Below are 19,285 nucleotides of genomic sequence, written 5' to 3' on the forward strand. Positions count from 1 at the left end.
CGGCTCTGGGAGCAGGCTCCCAGCCGAGAATCCTTCACGAGGCCGAAGAAATCGGTAGCACGGGAGACGAGGCTATCGGCATGATCACAAAAGCCTTGGGATCAGCACTGGCCGCGACCCTGTTGCCCGTCACCCCCACCGCTCCGACCGACCTCCACGAGTGCGCGAGCGCGACCACACGCTGCGACGGCAGCATCGCTGTCCCCCTCGATTGGGACGACCCCTCCTCCGAACGCATTTCCGTGGCCTTCACCTGGATTCCGGCCAAGGTCCCCGACGGGACCGTGGTGGCCAATCTCGGCGGGCCACTGCCGGCTCTGCCGGCCGTACCCGAGATACAGCGAATTTTCGGACCTGTGCTCGAACGCAAGAACCTCCTGGTCATGGATCCGCGCGGGATGGGGAAGTCCTCGCCCCTGCTCTGCCCGGGAGCCGGCCTCGACAAGCCCGAGACCATCGCCCCCTGCGCCAGGAGCGTGGGGCCGCGGGGCGCGTACTTCACCGCTGACCAAGCCTCGCACGATCTTGACGCGATCCGGAGGGCGCTCGGGCTGGGCAAGGTCGGTTTCTACGGCAACTCCTACGGCACCTTGTACGCCCAGGCGTACGCCGCCCGGTATCCGGAAAGCCTGGACGCGATCTTCCTGGACAGCTCTGTGATCGTGAACCGCGACGGGTACGCGAGCTGGAAGAACCACTGGTCCAGGCTCCGCCAACTCGACCTCGTCTGCGGACGGTCGGCGGCGTGCGACGCGCTGCCGGGCAGCGCCTCCGGCACCTGGACCCGGCTGGTCGACCGGCTGCGGGAGCGGCCCGATGCGAAGGTGTCGGTGTTCCAGACCTTGGCTCTCAGCCAGGTGTCCGAGCCGGTGTTCGGCCGGGAGGTCACCGCGGCCGCGGACGCCTACCTGCGCGGCGACCCGGCTCCGCTGCACCGCCTGGCCCGGCTGATACCCGCGACGCTTCCACCGGCCACGGATCCGAATTTCGCCGGGTATCTGGGGTTTCGCTGCGGCGACGGCACCTTCCCCTTCGACCGGCTGGCGTCGGCGGCCGAACGGCAGGCCCAGGCCGAGCACTACCACGAGCGGGTGCGTCCGCTGGCGCCGTACCAGATCAGCGACATCTTCTCTGGGATCGGCAGCGTGGAGCCGTGCATTGACTGGCCGACTCCGCGTCACAGCCCGCCGCGCCCGACCGGACAGGCACTGCCCGCCGTGCCCGTCCTGGTGATGGCGGGCGAACTCGACCTGAACAGCCCCACCGAGGTGGCCCGATCGCTGGGGGCCTTTCCGAACGCGACCGTGGTGCGGGTCCCGTTCGGGCCGCACGCGCTGACCTATCCCGCATCGCCCATAGGTGAGTGCGTACGCGGCATGCTGCGTACTTTCCTGACCACCAAGCAGGTGACCGACCGGCACTGCACCGGCGAGAACTATCGCGCCCTCGGCGCCTTCCCCCGGACGGTCGGGGCCGTGCCACCCTCTCCGGTCCGCGAGCTGAGCGTCGCCCAGCGGCGGGTGCTCGCGGCCACCTTCGCCACCGCCGCGGACGCCACCGCCCGCCGCAACCCCAACGGCAACCTCTATCCACGACTCCAGAACGAGCCAGGGCTGCGCGGCGGCCAGGTCACCTTCGGCCGGGACATCACCCTCGACGAGGTACGGTTCGTACGCGACCTGCGGGTCAGCGGCACGATCAACCTCACGCCCGACGGTCGTGCCACCGCCACGCTCCGGGCCGAGACCGGCGGGCGCGCCCACGAGGTAACGCTGGCCTGGACGGCATTCTCCACCCGGCCTTCCCTGTCGGGCACCTTCGACGGCATCCCCTTCGACCGCTCAAAGTAACTGTGCGGCGAGCTGCCGCCATTGACGCAGTGGCGGCTCGTCCGGTGTGGCCGTCAGCACGTGCAGGCTGACATGATCCGCACCGGCGTGGAGATGCTCCTCGACCCGCCGGGCGACGTCCTCGGGCCCGCCGGTGGCCACCAGGGCGTCGACCAGCCGGTCGTCGAGGGATTCTGCATCGTCGAATCCCAGGTCGCGCAGCAGCGTGAGCCGGTTGGGCAGGGCGGCGGCCGCGTGGGCGCGGGCCAGTTCGGCCGCACGGGGGCATGATGGGTCCAGGACGACGAGCTGGGTGACCGCCAGCATCGCCTGTGGCCCGATCAGGCTTCTGGCCTGGCGGGTGTGCTCGACCGGCATGCCCAGAGGGTGGGCGCCCCAGGCCCGCTCGGCGGCGAGCCGGAGCATCTTCGGGCCCAGCGCGGCCAGGACCCGGGCCGCTGCGGGGATCGCCGGGCCGAACGGGGCGGTGTCCATCGCGTCCAGGTAGGCGCGCATGGTCGCCACCGGCGGGCCGAAGCGGTGACCGCGCACGTCGGTGACCAGGGCGGGGTGGCTGACGCCGAGACCGAGCAGGAACCGCCCGGGGAACGCCTCGGCCAGGGTGCGCTGCGCGGCCGCGGCAGTGATCGCGTCGCGGGCGTAGATGCCGGCGGCGCCGGTGGCGATGACCGTCTGCCGGGTGGCCGACAGCAGCAGGGCGGCCTGGGCCATGGCCTCGCGGCCGGTCATCTCGGGGAACCACAGGGCCGGGTAGCCGAGGTCCTCGACGGCGGCGGCCGCCCGGCGTAGGACCGGGGCGGGATAGAGGTCCATATTCCCCGCCCAGATGCCGACCCGTCCGAGGTCGAGGGCGTTCATTGGTCCTGCTCGGCGGTCTCCTGGGCGGTCAGGAAGCCGGCGATCTGGGCCGCTCCGGTCCGCCGCAGCCAGGTGCTCAGGTCCATCAGGCCGGGATGCAGCGCGCGGGTGAAGGCGACGTCGGCGCGATAGCCGCGTTCGTTGAGCCAGGTGTAGGCGAAGGCGAAGTCCTCGCCGATCTGCGCGATCGCCTCGATCGGGATCTGGAGGTAAGGCAGCGGCCGGTCGATGGCCTCGGAGATGGCCGCGGCGATCTGGCGTGGGGTCACTTCGTCCCCGGCCAGGTCCACCGCGCGGCCGATCCACTCGCCCGGGTGGGCGAACGCCAGTGCGGCGAAGGCGCCGACGTCGTCGACGGCCATGATCTGCTGCGGCACGTCGGGGGCGAACCCGGTGGCCACGGCGCCGTCGTGCAGGTGGTAGGCGCCGGTGTAGTTCTCCATGAAGGAGACCGGGCGCAGGAAGGTCGCGGGCAGGCCCAGCCGGGTGATGTGCTGTTCAATCCGCCACTTGTTGATCGCGTTCACCGGCAGCTTCTCGGTGTTGTGGCGGCCGGCGCCGGCGAGGGAGGCGTAGACCAGGTGCCGCACACCGGCGGCGTGTGCCGCGTCGGCGATGTTGCGTCCCCAGCGGACCTCGTCCTCGGCGGAGAAGCCCGGCGGGGTGCCCGGTGAACCGACGGTCGGCTGCACACTGAACAGTCCGTAGGCCCCTTCGGCCGCGGCGACGAGCGAGGCGACGTCGTCCATCTCGGCGCGAACGAGCTCGGCGCCCGCCTGCGCCAAGGTCCGGGCCGCTGGGGCGTCAGGATCGCGCGTCACCGCTCGCACCCGCCAGCCCTCGGCGAGCAGTTGCGCTGTCACGGCCCTGCCCTGCAGGCCGGTCGCCCCCATCACCACGATGGTCTTCACGATATTTCTCCAGACGGTAGGCATGCGGAGGCCACCCGCATAACTGGGGTGGCCCTCCGGTTCTGTGTGAGTACAATATGGAGGGCCACCCCGTTTTGCAAGCCCGCCGGAGATCACATGCCGCCAGACAGCCGTACGACCTCGCCCGCGCGGCCCATGCGCGCGGACGCGCGCCGCAACTACGACCGCATCCTGGCCGCGGCCGCCGAGGCCATTGCCGAGTACGGGGCCGAGGCGTCCCTGGAGGAGATCGCGCGGCGTGCCGGCGTCGGCTCGGCCACGCTGCACCGGCACTTCCCCTCACGGCAGCGCCTGCTGGAGGCCGTCTTCCGCGACAAGGTCGAGACCCTGTGCGCCGCCGCGACCGACCTGGCCGCCGCCCCCGATCCCGGAGACGCGCTGGCGACCTGGCTGGGAGCCGTCGCCAGGCACGCCGTCTCCAACCGGGGCCTGGCCGCCTCGCTGATGCGGGGGGCCCACGACGGCGATCCCACCCTCGGCGCCACCTGCCACACGATGATCATCAATGCCGGATCGGACCTGCTGGCCCGCGCCCACCGCTCGAACGCCGTACGACCCGACGTCACCATCACGGACCTGCTCAAGCTCGTCAACGCCATCTGCCTGGCCGTCGAGCAGGAACCCGACAGCGCGGCCCAGGCCGACCGGCTGCTCACCCTCGCGCTGACCGGAGTGCACCCCAAGTAGAAGTGTCGCGGGGGACCTGGCGGGAGGCCGTCACGCCGACCTCCAGACGGTGCCGCGGCGTTCGTACTCCAGAAATCGTTCGACGTCGCAGGCCGCCGCGGGGCCGAGATGACGTTCGAGGAGCCACAGCGCCAGATCGAGGCCGGAGGTGACGCCGCCGCATGAGACCAGGTCCCCGTCGTCGACGACTCTGGCCTCGATCCACTGTCCACCGGCGGCGATGAGATCATCTCGGGCCGTGCGATGGGTCGTGCACGGCCGGCCCTCGGTGAGTCCGGCGGCGGCGAGCAGCATCGTCCCGCTGCACACCGAGGCGAGCGTGAGACCCGGCCGTACCGCGTCGCGCAGCACAGCCGGCAGGGTGCCCTGCTGGATCTGCGCCCAGGTGCCCCGCGGCGCCCGGTTGGCATACCCGCCGCCCGGCACGATCACGACGTCGGCGTCCGCTGGGGACAGTACCCGATCGACCTCCACCTCGGTTCCGTAGCGGGCGACGACCCGTCCCGGGGAGAGCGTCACCAGGCCGGCTTCGATCTCGTGGCCGAGCGTGGCCGCGCAGCCCAGCACCTCAAGCGGCGCCAAGGCGTCCAGTTCCTCCACTCCGTCGAACATCACGATCTGCGTGCGCACCACGAACACCCTTCCTGACCGGTTGCTTCGCCCTCCAGCCTGGTTCTCCGGGCCGTTCGCCGACAGCGGCGGGAATGACAAGGTACGTACTATTCTGGCCATGCACGTGGTGGCCGTTCTGGCGCTCGATCAGGTTGTGGCATTCGATCTGGCGGCGCCGTGCCAGATCTTCGCGGGGGCACGCCTGCCTGACGGGCGCGTCCCGTACGAGGTCCGTGTGTGCGCCGTTCCGGGAGCGCGGACCACCGCGCGAGGGGCCGACTGCTTCCGCCTGGAGACCCCCTGGGGCCTGGAGTCGCTGGTTCAGGCCCACACGATCGTCATCCCCGGCCATGCGAACTGCCTCGAACCCCCGCCCGCCGAGACTGTGGACCTGCTGCGGGAAGCAGCGGCGCGAGGTACGCGTATCGCGTCCATCTGCACCGGAGCGTTCATCCTGGCGGCGACCGGACTGCTCGACGGCATGAGGGCCACCACGCACTGGCACTATGCCGGCGAGCTTCAGCGCAGGCATCCGACGATCGTTGTCGATGCCTCCGTCCTCTACGTCGACAATGGCGCCCTGCTCACCTCCGCGGGCATCGCCGCCGGCCTCGACCTGTGCCTGCATCTGGTGCGCCGCGACCACGGCGCCACCGTCGCCGGCGACACCGCCCGCTACACCGTCACTCCGCCCCAGCGCCACGGCGGGCAGGCGCAGTACATCAAACACCCCAGCCCGGAAGAGCGGGAAGGCCGGCTGCAGTCCACTCTCGCATGGCTGCACCGCAACCTCGACGCCCCGCTCACCCTGCGTGACATCGCCGAACACGCCGGCTACAGCACACGAAGCCTCAACCGCCAGTTCCAGGAGCAGGTCGGGACGAGTCCCCTGCAGTGGCTGCTGCGGGCCCGCGTCGAGCGGGCGCAGGAGCTGCTGGAGACTACCGGCCTGCCGGTCGAGGTCATCGCCGAACGTGTCGGCTTCGCTTCCGGCGCCGTGCTCAGAAGGCATTTCACCCGCCACGCGGGCACCACTCCACAGACCTACCGCCACACCTTCCGCGGCGTCCACGAAGCCGGCCGGTGAGCGAGCCGGGTCGGCCACCGACGGTGACGAACGGCACCCGCCGACACACCCCTGACCCGATCTGAAACCATGATCTGCGTGACCCGCCTTCTTACCCGCAGTGACCTGCTCGCCCTGCTCGACGTGGACGCCTGCCTTGAAGCTCTGCGCCACGGCTTCATGCACGCCGACAGCGGGGCGATCGCGGGACAGAGAGTACGGACGGATCTGCCGTTCCCCGGCACGGCCACCGCCTTGATCCCCGGGCTCGTCCCCGGGATCGACGCGTACACGGTGAAGGTCAACGCCAAGTTCCCGGCGGCCGGCCCGGCGCTGCGGGGGATCATCTGCCTGCACAGCGGCCTGGACGGCGAAGTCCTCGCGCTGCTGGATTCGGCCACCGTCACGGCCTGGCGTACGGGGCTGGCAGCGGCTCTCGGCACCCATGCTCTGGCCCCACAGCAGGACGCCGTCGTAGGCGTCATCGGCGCGGGCGCTCAGGCCGACCTGGTGGTCACGGGCCTACGGCGACTACGTCCTCTGAGCGACCTGATCGTCCACGACCTGTCCCCGGAGCGGGCCTCGGCCTTCTGTGACCGTCATGGTGGCAGCATCGCAGGCTCGGCCGCCGAGGTCGCCGCTCAGGCCGACATCGTCGTCCTCGCCACCTGGTCCCGCATCCCGCTCCTGGACCTGCCCGACGTCCGCGCCGGCCACCACCTGACCACCCTGGGCGCCGACGAGCCCGGCAAACAGGAACTGTCGCGCTCGGTCTTGAAGGCCGCCGCGGTGCTCGCAGTCGACCACCGCCCGCTGGCCGCCGCCATGGGCATGCTGGCCGCGGCCGGCCTTCCCGCGGAGGACGCCCATGCCACCCTGGGGGAGATCCTGCGCGCCGACCATCCGGGCCGCACCCATCCCGACCAGATCACGGTGTACGGCCCGGTGGGCCTTCCCTGGCAGGATCTCGTTCTCAGCTGGCTCGCCTACCGCGAGTCCGAACGGCGTGACCTCGGCACCACGATCGACTTCCTGTCCACGCCCTGACCGCGACCATCGCCCTTCGGCGAGGCGGCGTGGCGGCGTGGCGGCGCTTCAGCCGGCCGTCCATGGCCGGAGTTTGTCCGGGTTTCGTACCGCCCAGATGTGCCTGATCCGGTCGCCTGAGACCTCGAATGCGTAAACCGTCACGGTGACGCCGTCCTGCCGCGCCACCAGACCGGGCCGGCCGTTGACGGTGCGCTCCAGAATCGTCAGGCCGGGCGCCGCGCCAGCCCGAACCGCGAAGAAGCGCGCCACGTGCTCAGCGCCTTCCACGGGGTGGAGTTCGGCGCTGGCCCGGCCACCGCCGTCGCCGGTCGCCGTGGCGTCGGGGGCGAGGAGGCCGATGAGGGCGTCGATGTCACGGGCTTCCCACGCCCGTTTGAAGTCCCTGACGATGCCGGCCTCCCGGCTCGCCGGGGTGGTGGAAGGCCGCGATTCGCGGACGCGGCGGCGGGCCGAGGAGGCCAGTTGGCGGCACGCCGCCGGGGTCCGGCCGACGATCTCGGCCACCTCGGCGAAGGGGTAGCGGAAGACGTCGTGCAGGATGAACGCGACGCGTTCGGCCGGTGTCATCGAGTCGAGCACGACGAGGAAGGCCATGTTCACCGACTCGTCGAGGGTGACCCGGTCGGCCGGGTCGGCCGTGGCGCCGCCCGAGGGCAGGCTGATCCATTCCGTACGATCGGGCAGCGGCTCGGGCAGCCACTCGCCGACGTACCTCTCTCGCCTGGCCCGTGCGGAGTCGAGCAGGTTGAGGCAGACCCGGCCGGCGACCCTGGTCACCCACGCACCGGGAGATTCGATGGCCTCCCGTTCCCGCCGGGACATGGCGAACCAGCGGGTGTAGGTCTCCTGGACGGCATCTTCGGCATCGGCCAGGGAGCCGAGCAGCCGGTACGCGAGATTGATCAGCTGAGACCTCTCGCTCATGATCGCGTTCAGGCTCGGATCGGATGGGGTGGTCATGGTGTCGTCCGTTCCTTCGGTCGCGTCCAGCCCTCATCAGTACGACAGGACAGGACCCCGAACTGTGAGGTCAACGCCTCAGCCTGACATTTCCGGGAGTTGCGTTGTCGTACTGGTAGGACCTGAGGAAGGAAATCAATCGTGGAATCCGTTAACGTCGCGATCATTTACTACAGTGCCACCGGCACCGTGCATACCTTGGCTCAGGCCGCCGCCGAGGGCGCGGAAAAGGCCGGGGCACACGTGCGCCTGCGCAAGGTCGCCGAACTGGCCCCACCGGAGGCGATCAACGCCAACCCGGCCTGGGCCCGGCACCAACAGGACACCATCGACGTCGCCGAGGCCACCGTCGACGACCTGGCCTGGGCGGACGTGGTCCTGTTCGGCACCCCCACCCGTTTCGGCACGCCATCCAGCCAACTCAAGCAGTTCATCGACAGCGTCGGCCCACTGTGGGCGCAGGGCGGGCTGGCCGACAAGGTGTACTCGGCCTTCACCGCCTCCAATACCGCCCACGGCGGCCAGGAATCCACCCTCCTGGCCCTGGGGAACGTCTTCTACCACTGGGGAGGCATCATCGTTCCTCCCGGTTACACCGACCCCGTCCTGTTCCAGTCCGGCAATCCCTACGGCGCCTCCCACGTGACCGGCGACGGCCCTCCCTCTGAGGTGGTCCTGGAAGCAGCCCGCCACCAGGCTCGCCGCGCCGTCACCACGGCGGTCGCCCTCAAGGCCGGCCGACCCTCAGAGGGGCGCGCTCGAATCTTCTCGAACGGAGGCTGAAATGACGTCGAACGATTCCGAGATCAGGGCGCTTCTGGCCGGCCGGGTCGACGCCTGCCAGAAGAAGGACATCGACCAACTCATGTCGCTCTACTCCCCCGACATTGTCTATTTCGATGTCGTACCCCCTCTCCAGTTCACCGGATCCGCCGAGGTCCGCCGCAATTTCCTGCGGTGGTTCGACGAGTACGACGGTCCGATCGGCCTGGAGACACACGACCTGAACATCGCGGTGAGCGGTGATGTCGCCTTCGTTCACATGCTTCATCTGGACAGCGGAACGCGCACGAACGGAATCGACGGCGCGGTATGGATACGATCAACCGTTTGCTGCCGACGGTCAGGCGGCAAGTGGTCGATCACGCACGAACACATCTCCATGCCCGGCACCTGGCCCCTCGACGGCTCAGAAGCGTGAGGGGACGCTAACGACCGAACCTCATCGCGTCGATGGCGAGCGGGAGCGCGGCGCTCATCCGAAGGTTGATCATCTACTGGGCCGTCGACGACGTGGTGGTCCGTACCCCGCTGGCCCCGCTGCCGGGCAGGGCGAAGGCGACGGCGCTCCAGGTGTTCAGCGACATCCAGGGCGAGGGCCTGCCGTACCTGGACGACGCCCTCGACCTGCTGGACCGCGAGGCCCCCAAGGCCGGGGCGATGCTGGTCGCCGGCGACCAGCATCAGCGGCCCGCACGAGAACGACCAGGAACAGCAGGTCCAGGAGTGCGACGAGGTCAGCGCGATCTTCGCCGCCCACGAGCGCCTGCCGACCCTGCTGCCCGCGATCGGCAACCACGAGCTTGAGCAGATCATCGGCCGCTACCCCAACGTCATCTCCCTGAGCGGGCACACCCCCTGGTCGCCGTACCGCCGGGACTGGTCGGCGCGGGTGCGCACGGCCGGTGGTGGCCCGGACGGCTTCACCGTGATCAACACCGGGGCGGTGGCGATGGAGTTCGGCTCGAGCCCGGACGACCCGTGGGACGAGGACTCGATGACCGGCCGGCCCGAGGCCGGGGTTCCGGCACGGCGGAGATCAGGACGGGGCCGTCTCGCCGGAGCCTCGGGGGATGAGTTTGACGGGGACGGTGACGCGGTGGATGGGGCGGGAGGGGTCGGCGATGCGGGCTCGGAGGAGGTCGATGGCGGTGCCGCCGATGGCCGCGTCGTCCTGGGCGATGACGGTGAGGTCCGGGCGCAGGAGGGTGGCGAGTTCGGAGTCGTCGAAGCCGACGATGGCGACCTTGGCGGAGTCGGGGCCCAGGCAGCGCAGGACCTCGACGCTGATGGTGGCGTTGCCGGTGATGATCGCGGTCGCCGGGGTGGGACCGTCGAGCGCGGCCTGTACGGCGGCGCGGATGCGGGCGGGGTCGATCGGGCCGGTGTAGGCGGTGCCTTCGGCGGGAGCGCCGCGCCCGGCGACGCAGTCGCGGAAGGCGGTGGCCCGCTGCTGGGCGGTGTAGATGCGCTCGTCGTCGCCGACGTAGACGACACGTTCGTGGCCGTGGGCGGCGAGGTGGGCGTAGGCGGTGCGGATGCCGGCCTCGTTGTCGGAGATCACGCAGTCGACGTCGAGCCCGAGGACGGGCCGGTCGACGGCGACGAGGGAGAGCCCGGCGGCGAGTTCGGGGACGAGGTAGCCGTGGTCGGTGCCGATCGGTTCGAGGATGATGCCGTCGAAGCGGCGCCGGCACATCGATTCGACGACCTGGCGTTCGAGCTGCTCGTCGTCGTCGGTGGAGGCGGCCAGGACCATCAGGTCGGCGGCCCTGGCGGCCCGTTCGACGGCCCGCAGGACCGGGTTGACGTGGGAGAGCTGCCGGACGGCCGCGCCGAGGGTGCCGGTGGTGCCGAGGCGGAGCTGGCGGGCACGCTCGTCGGGGCGGTAGTCGAGGGCGGCGATGGCGGCGTTGACGCGCTCGGCGAGCTCCGCCCCCACCGTGGAGTCGCGGTTGACCACCCGCGAGACGGTGCGCAGCGCCACGCCGGCCTCGCGGGCGACGTCGATCATGGTCGGCCGGCGTGGTCGCCTGCTGTTCAACTTCTCCTCCATGTGGACATCATGGGCATGATCGGCACTCTTCGCCACGCCGGGGCTACGCGAATCTGTGTTTCGCCGCCGTGACCAATTTGTTGCCCACGCCTGTCTTGCAACCCATCGGGAAGGCTCTACGGTTACGGGATAACGTTATCCCATCCGGCTTCGGGGAGCCGAAATCGGAGCAAGGAGGGCTGTGCAGTGCGCAGATCCCTGGTATTCGGCCTGGTCACGCTGCTGTCGGTGACCGGGTGCGGGGTGGGCGCCCAGCAGGCGGGCACGCAGGCGAGCGGCGGCAAGGTCGAGCTCACCTTCCTCGTGTTCGAGACGCCGAATCTCGACGCCGCGTTCTGGGACGCCGCGATCGCGCGAGCCTCGGCCAAGGTGCCCGGGGTGACCATCAAGAAGCTGGTGACCCCCAATGTCGACCGGACCGGCTACGCCAAGCAGCTGGACGCGTCGGGCGACCTCCCCGACATCCTCCAGTCGGTCAACCCGGCCGGCTTCGCCCAGGCGGGCAAGTTCGCCGCGTTCACCGACCAGGAGCTCTCGGGCTTCATCGCGCCCAAGGCCGGCGCCATCGACGGAAAGGTCTACCAGCTTCCCTACAACACCCAGGTCATCCCGGTCGTCTACTACAACAAGGACGCCTTCGAGAAGGCCGGCATCACCGAGACCCCCAAGACCTACCAGGAACTGCTCGACGTCTGCGCCAAGCTGAAGGCGAAGGACGTCACGCCGTTCGTCCTGGGCGGCGGCGGCGCCGACACCTGGGCCGACATGTATCCGCTGACCGGCACCGTCGCCACCGACGTCTACAGCAGGACGCCCGACTGGCTCAGTCAGCGTGCCGCCGGCAAGGTCAAGTTCACCGACCCCGACTTCACCAAGGCCGTGCAGAAGGTCGCCGACCTGGCCGCGAAGGGCTACATCGACCCGGCCGGGCTGAGCCGGTCGTATGCCGACACCGAGCAGGCGTTCCGCGACGGCAAGGGCGCGATGTATCCGATGGGGTCGTGGTTCGCCACCTCGGCCGACAACGACAAGCCGGGCTTCGAGGTCGGCGCCTTCCCCTGGCCCTCCGACGACGGCTCCCCGGTGACCCCGACCTTCACCGGCGGCGGCACCTCGGTCAGCGCCACGGCCGAGAACGTCGAGCTGGCCAAGAAGTGGGCGCTCGCCTTCGACGAGGACAAGGCGAACAACGACGCCTTCGTCAAGGCCGACGGCTCCATCCCGGCGATCAAGGGCTACACCCCGCCCGCCGACATGGGCCCGGTCTACAAGGCGACCGTCGACATCTACCAGCAGGGCATGAAGGACAACTCGATCGTCAACGCCTTCTCCCAGGAGACCGGCGACGGCTCGCTGCCCCCCGGTCTGGCCGACAAGGCGGCGCTCGCCGTCCAGGACCTGATCACCGGCAAGAAGACGGCAGCGCAGTTCGGCGCCTATCTCGACGACCAGTGGGCCAAGGCCACCCAGTAGGACTGTACATGGCAGACATCGACCAGGTGATCCGGACCGTGCCGCCGCGCGCCGACCGCGATCCGGCCAGCCGGCGCCGGCCCTCCAACCGATCCAGACTGCCGGCGAAGCTGGGCCGGGCGGCACTGTTCGCCCTGCCCGGGCTGCTGGCGTACGGGCTGTTCGTGCTGGTGCCGATCGGCATGACCGCGTACTACAGCCTGACCAACCGCAACCCGTTCAACCCGCCCACCCGGTTCGTGGGCCTGCGCAACTACGGCGAGCTGCTCGGCGACCCCGAGTTCCTCAAGGCCCTGGGCAACACGGTGATCATCACGGCCATCGTGACCGTGCTGGCCAACGTGGGCGGCCTTGTCATCGCGACGCTGCTCGACCGGCCGACCAAGCTCTACCTGGCCCTGCGCGGCGTGTTCTTCACGCCTGTGGTGCTGAGCTCGGTCGTGATCAGCGTCATCTGGCAGGCCATCCTCACCGACGACGGGCTGCTCAACTCGCTGCTGCGCGCGGTCGGGGTGTCGGATCCGCCCGGCTGGCTGTCCGATCCCGGCATCGCGCTCTACTCGATCGCCTGGATCATCACCTGGCAGATGCTCGGCTTCTGCGTGGTGGTCTACCTGGCGGGGCTGCAGGGCGTGCCGCGCGAGCTCAGGGAGGCGGCCTCGATCGACGGCGCCGGGCCGGTCGAGAGGTTCCGCAACGTCACCTGGCCGATGCTGGCCCCGGCGTTGACGATCAACACGGTCATGCTGCTCATCACCGGGTTCAAGGCGTACGACCAGATCCAGGTGATCACGAACGGCGGGCCGGGCACGGGCGCCACCGCCACCATGGCGTTCCAGGTCGTGCAGACCGCCTTCACCGGCAACCGGATCGGTTACTCCTCGGCCATGGCGGCGGTGATGCTCGCCGTGGTCGCGACCGTCTCGGTGATCGTCCTGCGCGTGCTGCAGCGACGGGAGGTGGAGCAGTGAACAATCCGCGGATGCTCCGGCGTCAGGAGGCGGGGCTGTGATCGACGAGCGTACGCACTCCTGGCTGCGGCCCCTGGTGGCGCTGTTCGTCGGCGTGGTGTTCTTCCTGCCGCTGTATCTCGTGCTGGTCAACGTGTTCAAGCCGGGCGCCGACATCGTCCCGGATCCGGCGGGGCTGCCGCTGCCGCCGACCCTGGCCAACATCGAGGCGGTGCTGTCGCGGCCGGACCACCTGTTCACCTTCGGGCTGGTCAACAGCATCGCGGTGACCGCGCTGTCGATCACCATCCTGACCGTCGTGTCGGCGATGCTCGGCCACTATCTGGCCAGGTCACGGCGGGTGCTGGCGAAGGTCGCCATGGTGGTGCTGCTGTGCGGGCTGATGATCCCGGCGCCGGTGATCCTGGCTCCGGTGACCAGCGTGCTCAAGACGCTCGGCCTGATGACCACCCTCCAGGGGCTCGTGCTGGTCAACGTCGGCTACTACGTGCCCTTCGGCGTGCTGCTGTTCTCGGGGTTCGTCAAGGCCGTGCCGCGGGAGCTGGAGGAGGCGGCCGAGCTCGACGGCGCCGGCAAGGCCCGGGTCTTCTGGCAGGTGGTCTTCCCCCTGCTGCGGCCCGCCTCGGCCAGCGTGCTGATCTTCCTCGGCGTGTGGATCTGGAACGACTTCCTCACCCCGCTCATCGTCCTCGGCCCCGACAGCGGCACCACCGTCACCGTAGGCGTCTACCGGGCGATCGGCCAGCACCAGTCGGACTTCGGCGCGGTGTTCGCCTTCATGTTCCTCGCCACGCTGCCGATCCTCGTGTTCTACCTCGCCCTGCAGAAGAACTTCGTGAAGGGCCTGACGGGAGGGGCCGTCAAGGGATGACGGCCCGCCCGCGAACCTCCGCACCCTCTCCCCGCAAAGGCCCCTCATGCTGACCATCGACGCCGTCGAGTCCACCGAGCTCTTCGTCGGGCACGACGACGCGCCCCTGCAGATCCTCCGGGTCACCACGAGCGCGCCGGAGGGCCCGATCGAGGTGACCGTCTCCGGAGGCGCGCACGGCTCCGTCTCCGGCGTGCCCGGCACCGGCGTGCACGAGGTGCCGGTCTCGGCGGCCGCCACGCCCGGCACCGCGCTCGGCGTGACGGTCCGGGCCACCGGCCCCTCCGGTACGGCGAGCGCCACCGCCACCCTGGTCGTAGCCGAGCCCGGCTGGACCGTGCACCTGGTCTCGCACTTCCACTACGACCCGGTGTGGTGGAACACCCAGGCCGGTTACGCCAGCCAGTGGGACGCCCAGCCGGAGGCCCAGGAGGTGCGGATGAGCTTCCAGTTCACCGCCTTCCAGCTGATCGACGCCCATCTGGAGCTGGCCAGGCGCGACCCGGACTACCGGTTCGTCCTGGCCGAGGTGGACTACCTCAAGCCCTACTGGGACGCCGTTCCGGAGAACCGGGAGATCATCCGTACGCTCGTCGCGGAGGGCCGCCTGGAGATCATGGGCGGCACCTACAACGAGCCGAACACCAACCTGACCGGCGCCGAGACGACGATCCGCAACGCCGTGCACGGGGTGGGGTTCCAGCGCGACGTCCTCGGCGGCGAGCCGGCCACCGCCTGGCAGCTCGACGCCTTCGGGCACGACCCGCAGTTCCCCGGGCTGATGGCGGACGCCGGGCTGACCTCCAGCGCCTGGGCGCGCGGCCCCTTCCACCAGTGGGGTCCGTCGCTGTCCATGGGCACCTACGACACCCCGCACGGCGATCCGTCGGGGATGCAGTTCCGCAGCGAGTTCGAGTGGATCTCGCCGTCCGGCCGGGGGCTGCTCACCCACTACATGGCGGCCCACTACAGCGCCGGCTGGTCGATGGACTCGGCGCAGTCGCTGGAGGCCGCCGAGGAGTCGGTGTACGGGCTGTTCCTGCGGATGAGGAAGGTCGCCGCGACCCGCAACGTGCTGGTCCCGGTGGGCACCGACTACAGCCCGCCCAACAAGTGGCTGACCGAGATCCACCGCGACTGGAACTCCCGCTACCTGTGGCCGCGGTTCGTGTGCGCGCTGCCACGCGACTTCTTCGCGGCCGTCGCCGCCGAGCTGACCGCCTCAGGAGCCCGGCTGTCGCCGCAGACCAGGGACATGAACCCGGTCTACACCGGCAAGGACGTCTCCTACATCGACACCAAGCAGGCCCACCGGGCGGCCGAGAACGAACTGCTCGACGCCGAGCGGTTCGCCGCCCTCGCCTGCCTGGCAGGGGACGCGGCCTACCCGGAGGCCGCCCTCGACAAGGCGTGGCGGCAGCTCGTGTTCGGCGCCCACCACGACGCGCTCACCGGGACCGAGTCCGACCAGGTGTACGTCGACCTGCTGGCAGGCTGGCGGGAGGCGTTCGACCTGGCCAGGGAGGTGCACGAGGGCGCGCTCCGGCATCTCGCGGCCCGGGTGCCGACCGGGGAGCACGGCGCCGTGGTCGTGTTCAACGCGCTGGCCTGGCCGCGCACCGACGTCGTCAGGGCCGAGGTGGCCGCGCCGTTCCACGGGCTGCTCGACGAGAACGGCGACGCGGTGCCCGCGGTGGTGGAGGGCGAGCGCGGGGGCCGGGTGCGGATCGCGTTCCTGGCCGGGGACGTGCCGTCGGTGGGCCACCGCGCCTACCGCCTGGCCCCCGAGGGGCGATGCGAGGGGTGGCGGCAGGGCGAGGGCACGGCCATCGCCAACGACCGTTACCGGCTCACCGTCGATCCGGCGCGCGGCGGGGCCGTGGCGAGCCTGGTCGACCTGGCCACCGGGGAGGAGCTGATCACCCCGGGCGAGATCGGCAACGAGATCGTGGTCTACGACGAGTACCCCGAGCATCCAACGTACCGGGAGGGCCCCTGGCACCTGCTGCCGACCGGGACCTCGGCCGGGTCGGCGGCGGCCCCCGCGACCTCCGTCGCCGTCGAGCGCTCGCCGCTGGGCGAGCGGGTCACCGTCACCGGGTCCGTCGGCCCGCTTGCCTACACCCAGGTCATCACGCTGTGGCGCGGCGTGGACCGGGTCGACTGCGCCACCCACGTGGACCGCTTCGACGGGGCCGACAAGCTGGTACGGCTGCGCTGGCCGTGCGCGGTGCCGGGGGCCAGGCCGGTCTCCGAGGTGGGGCACGCCGTGGTCGGCCGGTCGTTCGCCTTCCCCGACGTCGACACCGCCCGCCATCCCTGGACCCTCGACAACCCGGCCCACCAGTGGTTCGGGCTCAGCTCGGCGGCCAGGGTGGCGCTGCGCACTCCGGACGGCGGCACGGTCCAGCACGCCATCGGCGTGGCGGAGATCGTCGTCCCGGCCGAGCAGGACACCGCCCCGCTGGGCCGCGACCTGGCCGTGCGGCTGGCCCGCTCGGGCGTGACCGCGACCTGCACGCACGCCGAGGGCAACCGGTACGGCCTGCTGGCGTTCGACTCCAACCTGCCCGACGTGCGGATCGCGGTGGGCGGCCCGGACGACAACGCGTTCACCGCGGCCCTGCTGGAGGGCGCGGACCCGCGCCACCGGCGGGAGCTGGACAGGGCGCTCGCCGCGGGCGGCCCCGCGCTGCTGTGGGTGCCCGCCGGGCGGCCGGCGGCCGAGACCTTCCACCCGGACGCCGACCTGCGCGGCCCCGGCGACCTGCCGGTCCTGGTGATCGCCGGGGCCGACCTGCGCGAGGCGGTGGCCGCCGTGGTGGCCGACCTCGGCGACCATGTCATCGAGCACGTCGCCGAGGTGACCGGCCGGGAGCCCGGCCTGGCCGACCGGACGGTGGCGGTGCTGAACCGCGGCGTGCCCGGCTTCGCCGTCGACGCCGAGGGCCGGATGCACCTGTCGCTCATGCGGTCCTGCACGAGCTGGCCGTCCGGGATGTGGATCGACCCGCCCAGGCGGACCGCGCCCGACGGCAGCGCCTTCCAGCTCCAGCACTGGAGCCACACCTTCGACTACGCGCTGGCCGCCGGTGAGGGCGACTGGCGGCGGGCCGGGATCGTGGCCCGCGCGCACGACTACAACCATCCGTTGCGCGCGGTGGTCCAGGGGCCCCACGACGGGCCGCTGCCGGCCACGGCGTCGCTGGTGACCGTCGAGCCGGCGGGCGCCGCGGTGCTGGCGGCGTTCAAGGCGGCCGGGAACCCGATCGCGCACGGCCGTACCCGGCCTTCCGACCCGCGCCAGGGGGTGACCGCCCGCCTCTACGAGCCGCACGGCGAGGAGGTCTCGGTCCGGGTCTCGGCCGCCGTCCCCTTCGGCGAGGCGGCCGTCGCCGACGTCCTGGAGGTGGCCGGCCCCGAGGCGAAGATCCGCGACGGCGTCCTGCACGCCGAGCTGGCGCCCAGCGAGATCGCCACGTTCGTCCTGCGGCCCCGGGAGGACGGTGACCTGGCAGGGGCCGGTGAGCCCGGCATGCCGCTGGCCCGTGCCGCCGAGCCCGCCCAGCCGGTGTACTCGCGGTTCTGGCTGCACAACCGGGGCTCGGCGCCGATCGGCTACCAGCCGCTGAGCGTGTTCGCCGGCCACGAAGGGGACGGGCGGCTGCGCGTCACGCTGGCGTCCGACCTGACCGACGCCGACGCCGAGGGCGAGATCCGGGTGATCGCACCCCCCGGTTGGGACGCCTCCCCCTCCGACCGGCCGGTACGGCTCGGCCCCGGCGGCTGGACGGCCTTCGACGTCGACCTCGCTCCCCCGCCGGACGCGGATCCCGGTCCCTGGCCGGTCGCCGTACGGCTGGAGACGGCCGGGAACTCCCACGAGGACGTCGTCTTCGTCGACGGCCAGGGCCGCCCGGCCGCCGGCTGCGACCCCGGCCTCCTCGCCGTCGACGTGCCCGCGGAGGGCCTGACCCTGTCCCCCGGCGACCGCACCACCTGGACCGTACGGCTGCGCAATCTCGCGGGATTCGGCATCAGGGGCGAGGCCCAGGTGATCAGCCCGTGGGGCACCTGGAACGTGGTGGACACCGCCGTCCACGCGATCGAGGTGCCCCCGGGCGGGGAGGCGGAGCTGGCCGTCGCCCTGGACGTCCCGCCGGACGCGCGGCCGGGCGAGTGGTGGGCACTGGTCAAGTGCATGTGGTTCGGCCAGGTGTCCTACTCTCCGGCCGTACCCCTGCGGATCGCGGAGGCCGCACCCGCGCGGACCGGGGAAGCACCGTCCGCGCTCCCACGGACCGGGGAGGCGGGATGATCGTCGCGCTCGTCGGCGGGACGCCCGTCACACTGGCCGAGGCGGAGGAGCGCCTCGCGGTGCTGCGCCGCGGACCGCGCGGCGAGCTGCTGCCCGCCCCCGACACGGCCGAGGGCCGCCAGCTCAGGCGCTGGACCGTCCAGGTCCTCATCGCCGAACGGGTCGTCGCCGCCGAGGCCGTCGCCCGCGGGCTCTCCCCCGCCGACGACCCGCCCCTCGACCCATCCCTCGACCCGCCCCTCGACCTCGACGCCACCGCCCGGCTGGAGCTCGGCAGCGTCGTCGCGGCCGTGCTGACCGGCTACCCGCCGGCCCGGGCGCTCTACCGGCACCTGACCCGCGACATCACGGTCGGCGACGACGAGGTACGCCGCTACTACCGGGCCAACCAGGACAGGTACCGGACCCGGCGGACCCGGCTGGTCGTGCACTGGCACCACGGCCGGCCGGTCAACGGCGGCAGGCGCTACCCGGTCTCGGCCGCCGAACTCGCCGAACCCGTACGGCATGCCGTGTTCGGCGCCGCCGAGGGCGCCCGGGTCGGGCCGATCGACGGTCACACGTTCGACGTCGGCCCGCTGCGCGAGCACGGCGCCCCCTTCGAGCACGCCGCCCCCGCGATCAGGGCCGCGTTGCTCGACGCCCGGCGGCGCCGCCGGTTCGCCCTCTGGGCCGACGCCCGCTGCGCGCAGGCCGTACTGACGCCGGGCTTCGAGCATCCAGGAGACATCCGCCACCCCGACCACACCCACCGGCACTGACCCCCGTCCCACCACAGAGCCACAGGAAACCCCCCACCTG

17 protein-coding genes are annotated in these 19,285 nt (G+C 71.3%); 12 read left to right on the top strand and 5 right to left on the bottom strand.

Going from position 1 to position 19,285, the window contains the following annotated elements; genetic code table 11:
* Positions 1 to 80 precede the first annotated feature (80 nt).
* Positions 81 to 1,850 carry an alpha/beta fold hydrolase gene (locus tag BLS95_RS19235; RefSeq protein WP_090933108.1) on the top strand — a complete coding sequence of 590 codons (1,770 nt, stop codon included), beginning with the start codon at positions 81 to 83 and terminating at the stop codon, positions 1,848 to 1,850.
* On the opposite strand, the gene BLS95_RS19240 is transcribed toward BLS95_RS19235, so the two are convergent.
* Positions 1,842 to 2,708 carry a TIGR03620 family F420-dependent LLM class oxidoreductase gene (locus BLS95_RS19240; RefSeq protein WP_090933110.1) on the bottom strand — a complete coding sequence of 289 codons (867 nt, stop codon included), beginning with the start codon at positions 2,706 to 2,708 and terminating at the stop codon, positions 1,842 to 1,844. The two genes, BLS95_RS19235 and BLS95_RS19240, sit on opposite strands and share 9 nt — an antisense overlap.
* Positions 2,705 to 3,619: an NmrA/HSCARG family protein gene (locus BLS95_RS19245; protein WP_218135846.1), complete on the bottom strand. Its 915-nt coding sequence runs from the start codon at positions 3,617 to 3,619 to the stop codon at positions 2,705 to 2,707. Before BLS95_RS19245 ends, BLS95_RS19240 begins: the two co-directional genes overlap by 4 nt.
* A 117-nt stretch (positions 3,620 to 3,736) precedes the next feature.
* On the opposite strand from BLS95_RS19245, the gene BLS95_RS19250 reads away from it, so the two are divergent.
* On the top strand, positions 3,737 to 4,327 hold the full coding sequence (locus BLS95_RS19250; RefSeq protein ID WP_245765152.1) for a TetR/AcrR family transcriptional regulator: 591 nt from the start codon (positions 3,737 to 3,739) through the stop codon (positions 4,325 to 4,327).
* A 30-nt stretch (positions 4,328 to 4,357) separates the two neighbouring features.
* Here BLS95_RS19250 and BLS95_RS19255 read toward each other — a convergent pair whose 3' ends face one another.
* Positions 4,358 to 4,957, bottom strand: coding sequence for a DJ-1/PfpI family protein (locus BLS95_RS19255; protein ID WP_218135847.1), 600 nt, complete (start codon positions 4,955 to 4,957; stop codon positions 4,358 to 4,360).
* A 100-nt stretch (positions 4,958 to 5,057) separates the two neighbouring features.
* Between BLS95_RS19255 and BLS95_RS19260 the strand changes: the two genes are divergently transcribed.
* Positions 5,058 to 6,026: a GlxA family transcriptional regulator gene (locus tag BLS95_RS19260; protein ID WP_090933116.1), complete on the top strand. Its 969-nt coding sequence runs from the start codon at positions 5,058 to 5,060 to the stop codon at positions 6,024 to 6,026.
* 78 nt (positions 6,027 to 6,104) lie between these two features.
* Complete coding sequence (locus tag BLS95_RS19265; protein ID WP_090933439.1) at positions 6,105 to 7,052, top strand: ornithine cyclodeaminase family protein; 948 nt, start codon at positions 6,105 to 6,107, stop codon at positions 7,050 to 7,052.
* A 48-nt stretch (positions 7,053 to 7,100) separates the two neighbouring features.
* On the opposite strand, the gene sigJ is transcribed toward BLS95_RS19265, so the two are convergent.
* Entirely contained in the window at positions 7,101 to 8,015 is a 915-nt protein-coding gene (gene sigJ / locus BLS95_RS19270) for an RNA polymerase sigma factor SigJ (protein ID WP_090933118.1), read from the bottom strand.
* A gap of 141 nt (positions 8,016 to 8,156) precedes the next feature.
* On the opposite strand from sigJ, the gene wrbA reads away from it, so the two are divergent.
* Genes wrbA through BLS95_RS54275 form a run of 3 tightly spaced genes read left to right on the top strand, consistent with a single transcriptional unit; the run spans position 8,157 to position 9,602 of the window.
* Positions 8,157 to 8,798, top strand: a complete 642-nt coding sequence (gene wrbA / locus BLS95_RS19275; RefSeq protein WP_218135848.1) for an NAD(P)H:quinone oxidoreductase — start codon at positions 8,157 to 8,159, stop codon at positions 8,796 to 8,798.
* Between the two features lies 1 nt (position 8,799).
* Positions 8,800 to 9,216, top strand: coding sequence for a YybH family protein (locus tag BLS95_RS19280; protein ID WP_090933123.1), 417 nt, complete (start codon positions 8,800 to 8,802; stop codon positions 9,214 to 9,216).
* A 32-nt stretch (positions 9,217 to 9,248) separates the two neighbouring features.
* Positions 9,249 to 9,602, top strand: a complete 354-nt coding sequence (locus BLS95_RS54275; RefSeq protein WP_143043793.1) for a hypothetical protein — start codon at positions 9,249 to 9,251, stop codon at positions 9,600 to 9,602.
* 232 nt (positions 9,603 to 9,834) lie between these two features.
* Here BLS95_RS54275 and BLS95_RS19285 read toward each other — a convergent pair whose 3' ends face one another.
* Positions 9,835 to 10,851, bottom strand: a complete 1,017-nt coding sequence (locus BLS95_RS19285; RefSeq protein ID WP_218135849.1) for a LacI family DNA-binding transcriptional regulator — start codon at positions 10,849 to 10,851, stop codon at positions 9,835 to 9,837.
* Between the two features lie 186 nt (positions 10,852 to 11,037).
* On the opposite strand from BLS95_RS19285, the gene BLS95_RS19290 reads away from it, so the two are divergent.
* From BLS95_RS19290 to BLS95_RS19310, 5 genes are read left to right on the top strand one after another with little or no spacing between them, the layout of a single operon-like run.
* On the top strand, positions 11,038 to 12,324 hold the full coding sequence (locus tag BLS95_RS19290; RefSeq protein WP_090933125.1) for an ABC transporter substrate-binding protein: 1,287 nt from the start codon (positions 11,038 to 11,040) through the stop codon (positions 12,322 to 12,324).
* Between the two features lie 8 nt (positions 12,325 to 12,332).
* Positions 12,333 to 13,295, top strand: coding sequence for a carbohydrate ABC transporter permease (locus BLS95_RS19295; RefSeq protein ID WP_090933127.1), 963 nt, complete (start codon positions 12,333 to 12,335; stop codon positions 13,293 to 13,295).
* A 37-nt stretch (positions 13,296 to 13,332) separates the two neighbouring features.
* Complete coding sequence (locus BLS95_RS19300) at positions 13,333 to 14,166, top strand: carbohydrate ABC transporter permease (protein ID WP_218135850.1); 834 nt, start codon at positions 13,333 to 13,335, stop codon at positions 14,164 to 14,166.
* 46 nt (positions 14,167 to 14,212) lie between these two features.
* Positions 14,213 to 18,484 carry a glycoside hydrolase family 38 N-terminal domain-containing protein gene (locus BLS95_RS19305; RefSeq protein WP_218135851.1) on the top strand — a complete coding sequence of 1,424 codons (4,272 nt, stop codon included), beginning with the start codon at positions 14,213 to 14,215 and terminating at the stop codon, positions 18,482 to 18,484.
* The gene (locus BLS95_RS19310; RefSeq protein ID WP_090933129.1) at positions 18,481 to 19,245 is read left to right on the top strand and encodes a DUF7158 domain-containing protein; all 765 of its coding nucleotides are present in this window, start codon (positions 18,481 to 18,483) and stop codon (positions 19,243 to 19,245) included. Before BLS95_RS19305 ends, BLS95_RS19310 begins: the two co-directional genes overlap by 4 nt.
* Positions 19,246 to 19,285: the final 40 nt, after the last annotated feature.

Origin of the sequence: Nonomuraea jiangxiensis (assembly GCF_900099965.1) — a bacterium.
Classification (GTDB): domain Bacteria; phylum Actinomycetota; class Actinomycetes; order Streptosporangiales; family Streptosporangiaceae; genus Nonomuraea; species Nonomuraea jiangxiensis.

What these genes read in the sequence shown, in the direction of transcription:
- BLS95_RS19235 (WP_090933108.1), top strand. Translation starts at nt 81, where the DNA reads ATGATCACAAAAGCCTTGGGATCAGCACTGGCCGCGACCCTGTTGCCC.
- BLS95_RS19240 (WP_090933110.1), bottom strand. Translation starts at nt 2,708, where the DNA reads ATGAACGCCCTCGACCTCGGACGGGTCGGCATCTGGGCGGGGAATATG.
- BLS95_RS19250 (WP_245765152.1), top strand. Translation starts at nt 3,737, where the DNA reads ATGCCGCCAGACAGCCGTACGACCTCGCCCGCGCGGCCCATGCGCGCG.
- BLS95_RS19260 (WP_090933116.1), top strand. Translation starts at nt 5,058, where the DNA reads ATGCACGTGGTGGCCGTTCTGGCGCTCGATCAGGTTGTGGCATTCGAT.
- sigJ (WP_090933118.1), bottom strand. Translation starts at nt 8,015, where the DNA reads ATGACCACCCCATCCGATCCGAGCCTGAACGCGATCATGAGCGAGAGG.
- BLS95_RS19280 (WP_090933123.1), top strand. Translation starts at nt 8,800, where the DNA reads ATGACGTCGAACGATTCCGAGATCAGGGCGCTTCTGGCCGGCCGGGTC.
- BLS95_RS54275 (WP_143043793.1), top strand. Translation starts at nt 9,249, where the DNA reads ATGGCGAGCGGGAGCGCGGCGCTCATCCGAAGGTTGATCATCTACTGG.
- BLS95_RS19285 (WP_218135849.1), bottom strand. Translation starts at nt 10,851, where the DNA reads ATGGAGGAGAAGTTGAACAGCAGGCGACCACGCCGGCCGACCATGATC.
- BLS95_RS19295 (WP_090933127.1), top strand. Translation starts at nt 12,333, where the DNA reads ATGGCAGACATCGACCAGGTGATCCGGACCGTGCCGCCGCGCGCCGAC.
- BLS95_RS19305 (WP_218135851.1), top strand. Translation starts at nt 14,213, where the DNA reads ATGCTGACCATCGACGCCGTCGAGTCCACCGAGCTCTTCGTCGGGCAC.
- BLS95_RS19310 (WP_090933129.1), top strand. Translation starts at nt 18,481, where the DNA reads ATGATCGTCGCGCTCGTCGGCGGGACGCCCGTCACACTGGCCGAGGCG.